Origin of the sequence: Denitratisoma sp. DHT3, from assembly GCF_007833355.1 — a bacterium.
In the GTDB taxonomy this organism is placed as follows: domain Bacteria; phylum Pseudomonadota; class Gammaproteobacteria; order Burkholderiales; family Rhodocyclaceae; genus Denitratisoma.
On sequence record NZ_CP020914.1, the window covers coordinates 3,114,607 to 3,128,251 of the forward strand.

At 65.7% G+C, this 13,645-nt stretch carries 11 protein-coding genes; 4 read left to right on the forward strand and 7 right to left on the reverse strand.

The window, feature by feature from the left end:
- Positions 1–8: 8 nt before the first annotated feature.
- The 3 genes from speE to B9N43_RS14400 form a co-directional block, all read right to left on the reverse strand.
- Positions 9–1,295, reverse strand: coding sequence for a polyamine aminopropyltransferase (gene speE / locus B9N43_RS14390; RefSeq protein ID WP_145842882.1), 1,287 nt, complete (start codon positions 1,293–1,295; stop codon positions 9–11).
- Positions 1,296–1,425: 130 nt separating this feature from the next.
- A complete protein-coding gene (locus tag B9N43_RS14395) occupies positions 1,426–1,842 on the reverse strand; it encodes a GreA/GreB family elongation factor (protein WP_145842883.1) in 417 nt (138 codons plus the stop codon).
- A complete protein-coding gene (locus B9N43_RS14400) occupies positions 1,839–2,120 on the reverse strand; it encodes a DUF2934 domain-containing protein (RefSeq protein ID WP_145842884.1) in 282 nt (93 codons plus the stop codon). Before B9N43_RS14400 ends, B9N43_RS14395 begins: the two co-directional genes overlap by 4 nt.
- Positions 2,121–2,290: 170 nt before the next feature.
- Here B9N43_RS14400 and B9N43_RS14405 point away from each other — a divergent pair, with 170 nt between their 5' ends.
- From B9N43_RS14405 to B9N43_RS14420, 4 genes are read left to right on the forward strand one after another with little or no spacing between them, the layout of a single operon-like run.
- Positions 2,291–3,196, forward strand: coding sequence for a LysR family transcriptional regulator (locus tag B9N43_RS14405; protein WP_145842885.1), 906 nt, complete (start codon positions 2,291–2,293; stop codon positions 3,194–3,196).
- A gap of 14 nt (positions 3,197–3,210) precedes the next feature.
- Entirely contained in the window at positions 3,211–3,837 is a 627-nt protein-coding gene (locus tag B9N43_RS14410) for a ParA family protein (protein ID WP_145842886.1), read from the forward strand.
- Positions 3,838–3,894: 57 nt separating this feature from the next.
- Positions 3,895–7,362: a DNA polymerase III subunit alpha gene (gene dnaE / locus B9N43_RS14415; RefSeq protein ID WP_145842887.1), complete on the forward strand. Its 3,468-nt coding sequence runs from the start codon at positions 3,895–3,897 to the stop codon at positions 7,360–7,362.
- Positions 7,359–7,826: a WbuC family cupin fold metalloprotein gene (locus B9N43_RS14420; RefSeq protein WP_145842888.1), complete on the forward strand. Its 468-nt coding sequence runs from the start codon at positions 7,359–7,361 to the stop codon at positions 7,824–7,826. The genes dnaE and B9N43_RS14420 overlap by 4 nt, the downstream gene beginning before the upstream one ends.
- 127 nt (positions 7,827–7,953) lie before the next feature.
- On the opposite strand, the gene B9N43_RS14425 is transcribed toward B9N43_RS14420, so the two are convergent.
- The 4 genes from B9N43_RS14425 to B9N43_RS14440 all read right to left on the reverse strand — a co-directional run bounded on the left by B9N43_RS14425 (position 7,954) and on the right by B9N43_RS14440 (position 13,555).
- Positions 7,954–9,102, reverse strand: a complete 1,149-nt coding sequence (locus B9N43_RS14425; RefSeq protein WP_186453841.1) for a porin — start codon at positions 9,100–9,102, stop codon at positions 7,954–7,956.
- Between the two features lie 287 nt (positions 9,103–9,389).
- Positions 9,390–9,989: a peroxiredoxin gene (locus B9N43_RS14430; protein ID WP_145842891.1), complete on the reverse strand. Its 600-nt coding sequence runs from the start codon at positions 9,987–9,989 to the stop codon at positions 9,390–9,392.
- Between the two features lie 162 nt (positions 9,990–10,151).
- The gene (locus B9N43_RS14435) at positions 10,152–10,436 is read right to left on the reverse strand and encodes an acylphosphatase (protein WP_145842892.1); all 285 of its coding nucleotides are present in this window, start codon (positions 10,434–10,436) and stop codon (positions 10,152–10,154) included.
- 185 nt (positions 10,437–10,621) lie between these two features.
- Complete coding sequence (locus B9N43_RS14440; RefSeq protein ID WP_145842893.1) at positions 10,622–13,555, reverse strand: EAL domain-containing protein; 2,934 nt, start codon at positions 13,553–13,555, stop codon at positions 10,622–10,624.
- Between the last annotated feature and the right edge of the window lie 90 nt (positions 13,556–13,645).

The window sequence follows — 13,645 nt, forward strand, 5'->3', positions numbered from 1 at the left end:
GGTGTTTGCTATGAGCCAACGGCCTTGTCGGCGGTGCCGCAGGCCGGGTTGTCCGCACCGGGTTCTGTCAGCAGGTTGCGGTAGAAGTTCGGCAAGGCGAACAGGGCGCCATGGACGTCCGCGTTGTAATAGCGCAGGTCGTCGATGCCGCGTTGCCGTAATCGGCGTGCGACTTCATCGCGCGCGATGGCCAGTGGGTCGAGGCTGTCGGAGGCCACGGCCAAGCCCCAATAGGCGCCGTACAGCGGGATGTAAAGCCCGTAGCAGCGCACGATGCCGAAGGTGGCATGCAATGCGCCAGCGATGACCCGCACCCGTTCGGGATCGAATACCGGCGAGCCAAGATGCAGTGTGAGGGCGCCGCCGGGTTTGAGTACGCGCCGGCACATGGCGAAGAACGCCGCGCTGTAGAGGGAGGTCGCCGGCGTATCCGGGTCGGTGAGGTCGAGAACGACCAGATCGAAACGTTCGTCGGTATCGCGCACGAAGCCGAAGCCGTCGCCGATTCTGATTTCCAGGCGCGGATCGGAAAAGACGTCGCGGTGTACTTCGGAAAAATATTTTTTCGCAACCTCCACCACTTCGGCGTCCAGTTCGGCGACGACCACGCGCTCGATACCGGGGTGCTTGAGCAGCTCTTCCGCCGCGCCACCGTCGCCGCCGCCGATGATGAGGGCGCGGCGCAGTCGTGGATGAGCAATGGCGGCAGGATGCAGCAGCGCCTCGTGGTAAAAGAATTCCTCGCGTTCGGAGGTCATGAATGCATCGTCGATGCGCAGGACCCGGCCGAACTGCGGGGTGGCGAACACCTCCAGGCGCTGGTATGGCGTAACGCGGACCTCCAGGCATTTGTCGGCGCGGTAGCCATGGACGCTATCGGCATTGAGGTGCTCCAGCAGCAGCGGCCCTTCCGCCGGGCTCTCCGCGGCGCCGCGGAGGATCCGGTGGATCTGCGTTTCTTCGGGTGCGAACAGGGCGATCAGTTCGTGGGTGAGCTTCTCGACCTTGGTGGAATTGTCGGTAATGAAGTTGCACGCATAGACATCGAGAGTCACGGCGGCCCGCTCCGGCCAGGTATGTATCGCCAGGTGCGATTCCGCCAGCAGCAGCACTCCCGTGACACCCCCTGGCTGTCCCTGATGTGCCGGAAAAGTGATCCATTTTTCGCCGACGATCGTCAACCCGGCGGCCTCGGTGAGGCTGCGACAAATCGCCGCCAGGCGTGGTTCATGGACCAGCAAATCCGGTTCGCCACGACATTGGTGAATATCCGCAGTCAGATGTAGCCCCTGCATCGTTACCTTTCCAAAATTACAGGTGTTGTTCGAATCCGCCCGCTCGCCGCCACGGCGCCGGCCGATGGCGGCGGGAACGCGTCAAGTGACAGGCGTTCTTCTCGGCGCGGCGCCTTGCAGGTGCTCTCGCCTACAGTGCGACAGCTTGTTCCTGGTCCGGTTCCGGATCGGCGCATGCCTTGTTTGGCGCGGATGACGGCCGGCGCGAACCCGTCGGCGTCACCGAAACCACGGTGAACGGAAAAGCGCCGCCGACTGTCTGTCCCTCCCTGCGCCCGAGCAGCGCCACGCCCGTCGGCGAGAGTATCGACACGTGGCCCCTGGCTGAATCCTCGTCTTCGGGGTAGACGAGCTCGACCTCGTGTCCGATGCCGCTGATGTGATCGATATAGCGCACGCGCGAGCCCATCGCGACGATATCCGCCTGCATCGATTCCGGCGACACGACGACCGCCCGTTCCAGTTCCGCGCGCAGGTCAGGCGGCGGCTGCATGGCCATCAGCAGGATGAAATCGATATCGCTGACGATCAAACTGGTGTTCCTCATGACGCCTTTCCTTCTGACAGTCGTGGAAGTGTTTCCTGTTGGGCGACAAACTCGCCCTCGTCTCCACTCGCCTTCATGGAGCTGAAGCAGCGGTCGATCTCCTGTTCCGCGGCAATCCAGTCCGCCATCGCATCACCGGCGCAGAAACCGCGCCGTTCCGCGACATAGTAGGCAGCGACTTCGATGTAGCGATGGCGCTGCTCCGGCGTAATCGGCTGTGCGGCGTTGTTTCCATTTCCGGTGGGCGCCGCTGCGGGCTTGCTTTTCAGTCTGGCCATTCGATGGTCCTCCATACAACGATTCTCGGAGCCCGGAAAAACAACCGTCGGCACTGTCTGTCCCGGGATCGATGGTATCGAAGAAAGCATCGGCGCATTAGCCACCCCGAGGGAATCAGAATGTATCTCTAGCGGCTACAATGCGACCTCCAAGTGCAATGGCGTCATTCATGAACGATCTCAATTTGATGGCGATTTTTGCCCGTGTCGCGGAGGCCGGCAGCTTTGCTGAGGCGGCCCGTCGCCTGGCGACTTCCCGCTCGGCCGTCAGCAAGGCGGTGACCCGCCTGGAAAGCATGCTTGGCGCGCAGTTGCTGAACCGCACGACCCGCCACCTCAGTCTGACCGAGATCGGTGTGGCCGTGGCCGAGCATTGCAACCGCATGCTCGAGGAGGCGGTCCAGGCCGAGCGCATCGTCGCCAGCCTCAGCACCGAGCCGCGCGGCGTGTTGCGTGTCAGTGCCTCCGTCGCTTTCGGCACCCTGCACATCGCGCCGCTGCTGGCGGAGTTTCTCTCCATGCACCCCGAGCTCACCATCGACATGACCATTACCGACCGCTGGATCGATCTGGCCGAGGAGGGCTATGACGTGGCGATTTGCGTCACGGGAGAGCCGCCGCCGAACTACGTGGCCAGAAAGCTGGCGCCTGTCCGACGCAAGCTGTGTGCGACACCCGGCTATTTCGCCAAGCGGGGACAGCCGCAAATGCCGGCCGATCTCGTCGCCCACTGCTGCCTCGACTACACCCGTTCCGGCGGGCAGGGGCGTTGGCGCTTCACCGGTCCGGAAGGGGAAATTTCAGTGCCGGTGACGGGTCCGTTGCGGATCGACGACGACGAGGCCCTGTCGCAGGCGGTGCTCGGCGGATTGGGACTCGGAATGCTGCCTACCTTCATCGTCGGCAAGGATATCCAGAGCGGCAAGTTGCAGGCGGTGCTCTCGGAATACATCCCGGTGGAGCAACACGTCTATGCGCTGTATCTGCCTACGCGCTATCTGCCCAGCAAGGTGAGGGTCTTCATTGACTTCCTGGTGGCTCACATTGGCAGCGAGCCCTATTGGGATCAAGGGTAGGCGGGACGCCGGCCATGAAGAGTTTCCTGATCGCCAATCCCAAGGGCGGCGTCGGCAAGAGCACCCTCGCCACCAATCTGGCGGCCTGGCTGGCGCGGCAGCGGCACAAGGTGATGCTGGGCGACATCGACCGCCAGCAGTCCTCCCGCGACTGGCTGCGCCTGCGCCCGCCGATCCTGCCGCGCATCGAATCCTGGGAGATCGGCGCCGACGGTCCGGCCCGGCCGCCCAGGGACACCACCCACGCGGTGCTGGATACGCCGGCCGGGCTCCACGGCAAGAAGCTGGCCCAGGTGCTGAAGCGGGTGCAGCGGGTGATCGTGCCCTTGCAGCCGTCGATTTTCGACATCCTGGCCACCCGCCAATTCCTCGACCTCCTGCTGGAGGAGCGGGAGATTCGCAAGCACCACGCCTTCGTCGCCGTGGTCGGCATGCGGGTGGATGCCCGTACCCGGGCGGCGGGGGAGCTGGACCGCTTTCTTGCCGGCCTCGGGCTGCCGGTGCTGACCTGTCTGCGGGATACGCAGAACTACGTCCAGGCCGCCGCCCACGGCATGAGCATTTTCGATCTCTCCCCCTCTCGCGCCGCGCAGGACTGGGCGCAGTGGCAACCTTTGCTGGAGTGGGTGGAGCAGGACTGATCCGCTCCGACCAAATTCCACCGCGCGGCGGCGGGCCGGGGCGATAAAATCCCGTTCATGTCCGCGCCCCGTTTCGTCCATCTCCGTCTCCACAGCGAGTATTCCATCACCGACGGCATCGTCCGCCTCGACGACGCCATCGGCCGCGCCGTGGCCGATGGCATGGCGGCGCTGGCCCTGACCGACCTGGCCAACCTGTTCGGCATGGTCAAGTTCTACACCGGCGCCCGCGGCAAGGGGCTGAAGCCCGTCATCGGCGCCGACGTCTGGGTGCGCGACGAGGATGCCCGCGACCCGGTCCGTGACACTTTCGCCCGCACCCTGTTGCTGGTGAAGAACCGCGGCGGCTACCTGCGCCTGTGCGAGCTGCTCTCCGCCGCCTATCTGGCGCCGCGCCGCCAGGGCCGGGCCGAGATCACCCTGGCGGCGCTGGCGAACGGTGACAACTCGGGACTGATCGCCCTGTCCGGCGGCGCGCTGGGGGACGTCGGGCAAGCGCTCGTGGCCGGCAAGACGGATCTGGCCGAGGGGCGCGCCCTGCGCTGGGCGCGGCTGTTTCCCGACAGCTACTACCTGGAGGTGCAGCGTCCCCACGGCGACCGCGCACATGCCCAGCAGGAGGCGCTGGTGGGCCACACCGCGGCCCTGGCCAGCAAGCTGGACCTGCCGCTGGTGGCGACCCATCCGATCCAGTTCGTGGACGCCGACGACTTCATGGCCCACGAGGCCCGGGTCTGCATCGCCGAGGGCTACGTGCTGGCCGACACGCGCCGGCCCAAGCCGTTCTTCCCGGCACAGTGCTTCAAGACCCAGGCCGAGATGGCGGAACTGTTCGCCGACCTGCCCGAGGCCATCGAGAACACGGTGGAGATCGCCAAGCGCTGCAATCTCTCGATCACCCTGGGCAAGAACTTCCTGCCGGACTTCCCCACGCCCCCGGGCGTGAGCCTCGACCAGCATCTGGCCAACGAATCGCGCGCCGGCCTGGCCAAGCGCCTGGTCCAGCTCTATCCCGACCCGGCCGAGCGGGAGGCCCAGCGCCAGCACTATGAGGAGCGCCTGGAGTTCGAGATCGCCACCATCCAGCAGATGGGCTTCCCCGGCTACTTCCTGATCGTCGCCGACTTCATCCAGTGGTCGAAGAACAACGGCGTGCCGGTGGGGCCGGGGCGGGGCTCCGGCGCCGGTTCGCTGGTGGCCTATTCGCTGCTGATCACCGACCTCGATCCGCTGTACTACGAACTGCTGTTCGAGCGCTTCCTCAATCCGGAACGGGTCTCCATGCCCGACTTCGACGTGGACTTCTGCCAGGAGGGCCGCGACCGGGTGATCCAGTACGTGAAGGAGAAGTACGGCAGCCACGCCGTGTCGCAGATCACCACCTTCGGCACCATGGCGGCCAAGGCGGTGATCCGCGACGTCGGACGGGTGCTGGACCTGCCCTTCAACTTCGTCGACCAGTTCGCCAAGCTGATTCCCAACGAACTGGGCATCACCTTGCAGGACGCCCTGGAGAAGGAGCCCCAGATCCGCGAGCGGATCGACAACGAGGAGGAGATCGCCCAGCTCTGGGAACTGGCGACCAAGCTGGAGGGCATGACCCGCAACGTCGGCATGCATGCCGGCGGGGTGCTGATCGCGCCGGGCAAGCTGACCGATTTCTGCCCGCTCTATTCCGCCGACGGCGGCGGCTCGGTGGTGAGCCAGTTCGACAAGGACGACGTGGAACAGGCGGGCCTGGTGAAGTTCGACTTCCTCGGCCTGCGCACCCTGACCATCCTCAACGAGGCGGTGCATTTCGCCAACACGGTGGAGGGCGCGAACGAAGGCAAGGGGATCGATCTGGAAACCCTGCCCCTGGACGACGTCGCCACCTACGAGCAGGTGTTCAAGAACGCCAACACCACGGCGGTGTTCCAGTTCGAATCCGGCGGCATGAAGGACATGCTGGTGCAGGCCCGGCCCGACCGCCTGGAGGACCTGATCGCCCTGAACGCGCTCTACCGGCCGGGGCCGATGGACCTGATCCCCAGCTTCATCGCGCGCAAGCACGGGCGCGAGAAAGTCACCTACCTGACGCCCTCGCTGGAAAAGGTGCTGGCCAACACCTACGGCATCATGGTGTACCAGGAGCAGGTGATGCAGACCGCGCAGGTGGTCGCCGGCTACTCGCTGGGCGGCGCCGACATGCTGCGCCGCGCGATGGGCAAGAAGAAGCCCGAGGAGATGGCCAAGCAGCGTGCCGTGTTCGTCGAGGGCGCGGGCGGGAACGGCATCGGCGAAGCCACCGCCAACGAGATCTTCGACTACATCGACAAGTTCGCCGGCTACGGTTTCAACAAGTCCCACGCCGCCGCCTATTCGCTGGTGGCGTATCACACGGCCTGGCTGAAGTGCCATCACCCGGCCTCCTTCATGGCCGCCACCCTGTCGTCGGAAATGGCCAACACCGACAAGGTGCAGTTCTTCTGCAACGACGCCAAGAGCAACGGCCTCGTCTTCCTGCCGCCGGACATCAACGCCAGCGGCATCCGTTTCCAGCCGGTGGACGGCGGGACCATCCGCTACGGCCTGGGCGCGATCAAGGGCACCGGCGAGGCGGCGCTGTCGGTGATCCTCAAGGCCCGCGACGAGGGGGGGGCATTCACGGACCTGTTCGACTTCTGCCGCCGCATCGACAAGCGGGTGGTGAACCGGCGCGTGATCGAGGCCCTGATCCGGGCCGGCGCCTTCGACAGCATCGACGACCATCGCCACAAGCTCTTCGCTTCCGTCGGCATCGCCCTGGAGGCGGCCGAACAGGCCGAGCGCAACGCGCACCAGGGCGGACTGTTCGATTTCGGCGGACCGGGGGAGACGGCCGCCGCCGAACTGCACTACCTGGAGGTGCCGCGCTGGAGCGAGCGCGAGCAGTTGCTGAACGAGAAGCCGGCCCTGGGTTTTTTCCTCTCCGGCCACCCGTTCAACGGCTACCGCGCCGAGGTGACCCGCTTCGCCAAGCGCGGCCTGGCGCAACTGGAGCCGCAGAAGGAGCTGGTGCTGATGGCCGGCGTCGTGGTCTCCACACGCACCCAGATGACCCGGCGCGGCAAGATGGCGATCGTGATGCTGGACGACGCCAGCGCCCAGCTGGAGGTCTCGGTGTTCAACGAACTGTGGGACGCCGAGCGGAGCAAGATCAAGGAGGACGAGCTGCTGCTGGTGGAAGGCAAGGTGCAGAAGGACGAATACATGGGCGGCTTGCGGGTCACGGCGGACAAGCTGATGACCCTGGCCGAGGCCCGCAGCCGCTTCGCCCGGCAGTTGCGCCTGTCGATGAACGGCCAGGCCGACGCCGAGAAGCTGCGCAGCCTGTTGTCGCCGCATCGCCACGGCCCCTGTCCGGTGCGCCTGGCCTACCGCAACGGCGAGGCCGAGGTCGAGATGACCCTTCCCGAAGACTGGCGGGTGCGCCTCGACGATGCTTTGCTGGAAGCGCTGCGGGACTGGCTGACGCCGGACAATGTGAAAGTGATCTACGCATGATCCAACTGATCGACGCCAACGCGCTGGCCGCGCTGAGCGCCGAGGCGGCGGCCAGTCCGCGCCGGCGCAGGAACCGCAATTTCCACGCGGCGGACGACCATCCCGCCCATCGTCTGCTGAACGCCATCGAGCCCGGTTCCTACGTGGCGCCGCATCGCCATCTGGCGGCGACCAAGGACGAGACCATGCTGGTGCTGCAAGGCCGCCTGGGCCTGCTGATTTTCGACGATGCCGGCCAGGTGATCCGCACCGCGACGCTGACGCCGGGCGCGGTGTGCGGCGTCGACATCCCGCACGGCACCTGGCATTCCCTGGTGGCGCTGGAATCCGGCACGGTTTTCTTCGAGGCCAAGGCGGGACCCTATCTGCCCCTGGATGCGGACGAGCGGGCCGCCTGGGCGCCGGCCGAGAACGATGCGGCGGCGGCTGCCTATCAGCGGGAGCTGGCGGCGCGGTTTTCCTGAGGATTCACGCGCAATGGCGGGGTTGTAACGGCTCGGGCTGTCGCCGCTTGCGCCGATTCCGCGAGGACAATGAAAAACGGCCGCCCGAGGGCGGCCGTTTCAATTCCAAGATCGGGATCAGCCGATATCAGAAGGAGTGGCGCAGGGAGGCGCCGATGGAGCGGGGATCGCCACCGGTCGAGCCAACCACGGGGTTGTTGTAGAAGTTGAAAGCGGCAGCCGACTGGTTGTCGATCTTGGTGAAGTAGGTGCGGACCTTGGTGCGCTTGCTCAGATCGTAGTTGTAGGCCAGGGTGTACTGCTTGGCATCGGAGTTGGCCACATCGCCGGTACTCAACTCGAGCTTGTTGGAACGAGCATATTCGAAGGTGACCTGATTGCGGCCGAACTGATGGCCGGCACCGATCATCCAGGCGCTGCGCTCGACGGAGGGGGTGGCGACAGCCTTGCCGTTTTCATACTTCTGCTTGTCCCACAGGGCGATGACCGAGGTGCCCTGACCGAAATCGTACTTGGCGGCGATCCGGTTGGCCTTCAGCTCGTCGCCGTAGGGAGTGGCAACGACACCCAGGCCGGCAGCCAGTGCGCTGACCTGGACGTCAGTGCGGGTGACGTGGGCGTAGCCCAGGCTCAGACCGCCGATGGCGTAGTTCAGGCCGATCTGCCATTCCTTGCCGTTGACGGAGACCGCTTGGTTGTCGACGTTGCGGTTGCCGGCGGCGGCGTACAGCAGGGAGGCGTTGAAGCCGTTGACGGTGGGGGAGGTGTAGGCGATGGCGTTGGAGGTACGGTCATCGGTGCCGGTCTTGATGCCGCCGATGGTGCCGAACATGGCGCCGGTGTAGGCCACACCGGAGGAGCCCGGCGCGTAGGTGTAGGTGGTGCTCAGGACGCGGTAGGGGCCGGTCAGGGTGCCGAGCTTGATGGTGCCGAAGCCGCCGCCCAGGCCGACGAAGGAGTCACGGGTGGCGCCCCATTGTGCAGCGGCGGTCGTGCCGTTGGTGCCGCCGTTGGTGTCGGCGTTGGTGCCGAGAGAGAGCGCGGTTTCCAGCTGGAACAGTGCCTTCAGGCCGTTGCCGAGGTCTTCTTCACCCTTGAAGCCGAGGTAGGAGCTGTTGCTGACCACGCGGGTCTTGTTGCCCATCTCGTTGGGCTGGTTGCCAATGGTGACAGATTCCACGCCCACGTCGGCCACGCCGTAGACGACGACGTTGGACTGGGCAAAGGCTGCGCTGGACAGACCGGCGATGGCCAGGGCGATCAGTTTCTTTTGCATGTATTTTTCTCCTTGAGTGAAAAAACGAGGGTGGTGCAAATGGTTACACGTGTTTAACCACTGGCGTCCCCATGCCGCGAGTCGATGGTGCACTGCAAGCGGACAAATTATGCATCTCTCCGGCATTGAAATCCGGCGCGGGGAGCGATTTGTAACCAGGCTGAAATAAAAATGTTGGGTTTTAGCAACAAATTTATCGAGTGCGCCGCATTTTCTGGCGATTCGATGAGCCAAATGGAAACGGCCGCGGTTGAGCGGCCGTCGGAATTTCTTCTACTCGAATGGAATCAGAGTTCCTGGGAGTGCTCGGCCAGGTACTTGGCGACGCCATCCGGGTTGGCCTTCATGCCGGCCTTGCCCTTCTGCCAGCCGGCGGGGCAGACCTCGCCATGCTCCTCGGTGAATTGCAGCGCATCGACCATGCGCAGCATTTCGTCGATGTTGCGGCCCAGGGGCAGGTTGTTGACGACCTGATGCTGCACCACGCCATTCCTGTCGATCAGGAAGGAGCCGCGGAAAGCCACGCCACCGGCGGATTCGACGTCATAAGCCTGGCAGACCTCGTGCTTGACGTCGGCGATCATCGCGTACTTGACCTGGCCGATGCCGCCCTTTTCCACCGGCGTGTTCTTCCACGCCAGGTGGCTGAACTGGGAATCGATCGAGCAGCCCAGCACCTCCACGCCGCGCTTGGCGAATTCCTCGTAGCGATGGTCGAAGGCGATCAGCTCGGACGGGCAGACGAAGGTGAAGTCCAGGGGATAGAAGAACAGTACGGCGTATTTGCCCTTGATGTGCTCGGAAAACCGGATCTGCTTGATCTCGTTGTTTCCCAGAACGGCGTTGGCGCTGAAATCGGGGGCTGCCTTACCGACGAGAACGGCCATGTTTTTCTCCTTGTTGGGGTTGGGGTTGGGGGTGGGGTTGCGGATGCGAGGGCCCGACATGTTGATGATGCGGCCGGGGAATGTCAATCGACTCAGACTATCAGGGGGATTGAAGAATGCAATGAGGCGATCGGCTCATGCCGGCCAGCGGCCGACGGATTGCTAGCACGTGGCGTGCTGTTCGAAGCTTGCGAACTCGCCTTCGCCCAGTTCCACCGCCACCTGCTCCACCCGGGCGGCGGGCGGACCGCTTCTTGACCAGGCGATCAGGGCGGCGACGGCTTCCGGTGCGCCGGCGATCATGGCCTCGACGCTGCCGTCATGGCGATTGCGCACCCAGCCGGTGACGCCCAGGCGCAGGGCCTCCTCGCGCAGGCTGACACGGTAATAGACGCCCTGCACGCGGCCGGTGACGAGCAGGTGGCGGACTTCCGTGGCGGACGACATCAGCGGCGCGCTCCGGCAAGCGGGACGCGCGCCGCCGCCGTGGGGCTGGCGCCTTGAGCAAAGGTTGGGGCAGCGACGGGATCAGGCGATTTCATTCATCTCACCACGGTCTTGGAATGGCCCGGCGTGCGGGCGGCGCAGATTTGCACAGGCGCCGTGCAAATGCAAGCGGACACGGTATGCGTCTATGCATGCGCCGTCCGCAGTGGCCAGGGCACCGTCTTGCTCCAGTCGATGAACTGGTCCGTCGGGATGGGCGGGCTGACGTAATAACCCTGCGCCTCATCGCATCCCAGGGTCTTGAGGCGTTCGCAGAGCGCCTGGTTCTCGACGCCCTCGACGACCACCTTCAGGCCCAGGTTGTGCCCCAGTTCCGTCGTCGAACGCACGATCAGCTCGGCGTCGCGGTCCGTGAGCAGCGGCTGGATGAACGACTTGTCGATCTTGATGGCATCGACCGGCAGCTTCTGCAGATACGCCAGCGACGATTGGCCGGTGCCGAAATCGTCGATGAACAGGCGGAAACCGATGTCCTTGAGCTGTTTCAGCTGCTCCAGCGCGGCCGCGGGGTCGCCCATGATGGCGCTCTCGGTGATTTCCAGATCGAGCCAGTCCGGCGCCGCGCCCCACGTCGCCAGGGCGTTGCGGATGGTGTCGATGAGCCGGGGATCGGCCAGATTGTGCGCGGAAAGATTGACGGCGACCGGTACGCGCATGTCGGCTTGCTGCCAGGCGTGGCAGTGGATCAGCGCGGCGTCCAGCACCCATTGGGTGAGCGGACCGATCAGGCCGGTGCTTTCGATCAGGGGCACGAACGCGTCGGGGGATACCAGGCCGAAGGCGGGATGCTGCCAACGCAGCAGGCTTTCCATCGCCACGATCTCCCCGCTCCGGAGATCGAGCTTGGGCTGGCAATAAAGCACCAGTTGGCGCTCCGCGATGGCCGAGCGCAGTTCCCCCATCAATTGCAGGCGGCGTGGGTTGTAGAAATCCTGTTCGGCGTTGTAGAGGGCATAGGCCCTGCCATCCTGCTGGGCCTTGTAGAGCGCGACCTCGGCGTGGCGCATGAGCACCGCGGCGTCCTCGCCATGGCCGGGAAAGACGGCGATGCCGATGATGGCGCCGACTTCCACGGTGATGCCGGCGTTTTCAAACGGCTGCTCGAAGCCCTTGAGTATGCGGATGCCTGTCTCGGCTGCCTGCTGGGCGCCAACGTCGGGCAGCAGGACCGCGAAATGCCTGCCACCGAAGTGGGCCAGGGTGTCGCGCTCGCGCAGCAAAGCGTGAACCCTCGGCCCGATCTGGCGCAGCAGTTGGTCGCCATTGTCCTGGCCGAGCGTGTAATTGATCTCCTGGAAGCGCTCCAGCGCGAACATCAACAGCGCCAGCGGCTGGCTGTCGCGGCGCGCGGCGATCAGCGCGTTCTGCAGCCGCTCCTGGAGCTGTGCGCGGTTGGGCAGATCGGTGAGCGCATCGAAGTAGGCCAGGTGCCGCACCCTGTCCTCGGCATGCTTGCGCTGGATCACCGCACCCAATTGCGCGGCGACGGCGGAAACCAACTGCTCCAGCCGGACATCCTCGGGGCGCGGTTCGAGCATGAAGAACTCCATCACCGCCACCACCTCCTCGTCCGCCAGCACCGGCACCGCCAGGGCGGCCTTGAGGCCCGCGGTACGTGCCGCCGCGGCGCGCGGGAAATTGGCGTCCTGCGTGGCGTCCTGCAGCCACAGCGGGGCCTTTTCGCGCCAGACCCGCCCCGGCAGACCCTCGCCCGCCGCGAAGGTGAAGCCGCCGCTCAGTCGGCGGAATTCGTCCAGCCCGGCAACGCCGGCAAACCAGCCCGGGCTGCACGCTAGGGTCCGGCCGTCGCGGCCCGGCGTCCAGGCCTGGCCCAGGCTCCAGCCGGTGGTTTCGCAAATTTTCTGCAGCGCGACCGCCAGCGCCGCATGCAGATCCGGCGCGGTGCTGATCGCCAACGTCATGGTCTGCAGCAGCCAGATTTCTTCCGCCGCGCGCCGCGCTTCCGCGTCCCGTGCCTGCAAGCTCCCGGCCATGGCGTCGAAGGCGAGCGCGAGCCGGTTCAGCTCCCCGCTCCCGCCGCCCATGCCGGTGCGTGCGTGCAGGTCGCCCGCGGCGAGGCGTCCGGTGGCCGCCACCAGGGCGCGCACCTGGCGCAGAATGAATGCATCGCTGCCGATCCAGGCGGCCGCCAGCGCGAGCAACGCCACGATGGCCAGCGCGATCAGGCTGTGGCGGAAGACCCGATCCACCTGCGCGAACACCAGGGTTTTCGGCATGCCGACGCTGAGGAACACCCCCAGTCCCGAGCCGCTGGCGGCAAGCGGGGTGAAGCCATACAGCCGCAACACGCCATCCACGTCCTGCGCCTCGGTGGTGCCCTCTCCGCCCCGCGCCTGGATGGCCTTGACCAGGGGGGCTTCCGGCAGCACCTTGCCGATCCACGCGGCCGGCGCCGGATGGCGCGCCAGAATCACGCCGTTGCGATCGATCACGGTCAGCGCCGCGCCCTCGGGCAACTCGGTGCGGGCGGCGACATGATTGATCGAGGCCAGATCCAGGGCGGCGAACACCACGGCCCGCACGTTGCCCGCCGCATCCAGGATGGGGTAGCCGAAGTTCACCGAGGGCTTGCCGGAGATGCGCCCGATCTGATACTCGCCGATGGCGAACGCCCGACTCCGCAGGGCGTCGCGCACGTAGGCGCGATCGGCCAGGTTCACCGTCCGGGCCAGGGGCAGGGCGCTGCAGATCACGTCGCCGCGGGGGCTGGCCACGCCGAAATTGGCATAGCTCGAGTACTGCTTGAGCAGTTGCGCCAGCAGGGCATTGCAGGTGCGCGGCTCCGTCTCGCGAATCGACGGCACCTGCGCCAGCGTCATCAGGATCTGGTGCGCACCCTCGATGAGCCCGTCATGGCTGGCGGCCACCAGGCGCGCCAGCCGCAACGCATTCTGCTGGATTCCCTCGGTCGCCGTGCGGCGCTGCTCGCCGGCCGAATACAACATCAGACCCCATGCCGGCACCACGGCGAGCAGTACCAGCAGCAGCAAACGGGCGCGCAAGGGCGCGAAGGAGAAGAAGGCCCTCAGACGGGACATTGGCCGGCCTTTGACGAAATGCGTCAGTGCCAATATAGCCAATGCCGGCACCGGTACGGGCGGCGGTCGTTCCTGGCCGCCGCCCGCGGC

Coding starts and splice junctions, on each gene's coding strand:
- B9N43_RS14395 (WP_145842883.1), bottom strand. CDS start 1,842: ATGAGGAACACCAGTTTGATCGTCAGCGATATCGATTTCATCCTGCTG.
- B9N43_RS14410 (WP_145842886.1), top strand. CDS start 3,211: ATGAAGAGTTTCCTGATCGCCAATCCCAAGGGCGGCGTCGGCAAGAGC.
- B9N43_RS14430 (WP_145842891.1), bottom strand. CDS start 9,989: ATGGCCGTTCTCGTCGGTAAGGCAGCCCCCGATTTCAGCGCCAACGCC.
- B9N43_RS14440 (WP_145842893.1), bottom strand. CDS start 13,555: ATGTCCCGTCTGAGGGCCTTCTTCTCCTTCGCGCCCTTGCGCGCCCGT.
- B9N43_RS14405 (WP_145842885.1), top strand. CDS start 2,291: ATGAACGATCTCAATTTGATGGCGATTTTTGCCCGTGTCGCGGAGGCC.
- B9N43_RS14400 (WP_145842884.1), bottom strand. CDS start 2,120: ATGGCCAGACTGAAAAGCAAGCCCGCAGCGGCGCCCACCGGAAATGGA.
- dnaE (WP_145842887.1), top strand. CDS start 3,895: ATGTCCGCGCCCCGTTTCGTCCATCTCCGTCTCCACAGCGAGTATTCC.
- B9N43_RS14435 (WP_145842892.1), bottom strand. CDS start 10,436: ATGTCGTCCGCCACGGAAGTCCGCCACCTGCTCGTCACCGGCCGCGTG.
- B9N43_RS14425 (WP_186453841.1), bottom strand. CDS start 9,102: ATGCAAAAGAAACTGATCGCCCTGGCCATCGCCGGTCTGTCCAGCGCA.
- B9N43_RS14420 (WP_145842888.1), top strand. CDS start 7,359: ATGATCCAACTGATCGACGCCAACGCGCTGGCCGCGCTGAGCGCCGAG.
- speE (WP_145842882.1), bottom strand. CDS start 1,295: ATGCAGGGGCTACATCTGACTGCGGATATTCACCAATGTCGTGGCGAA.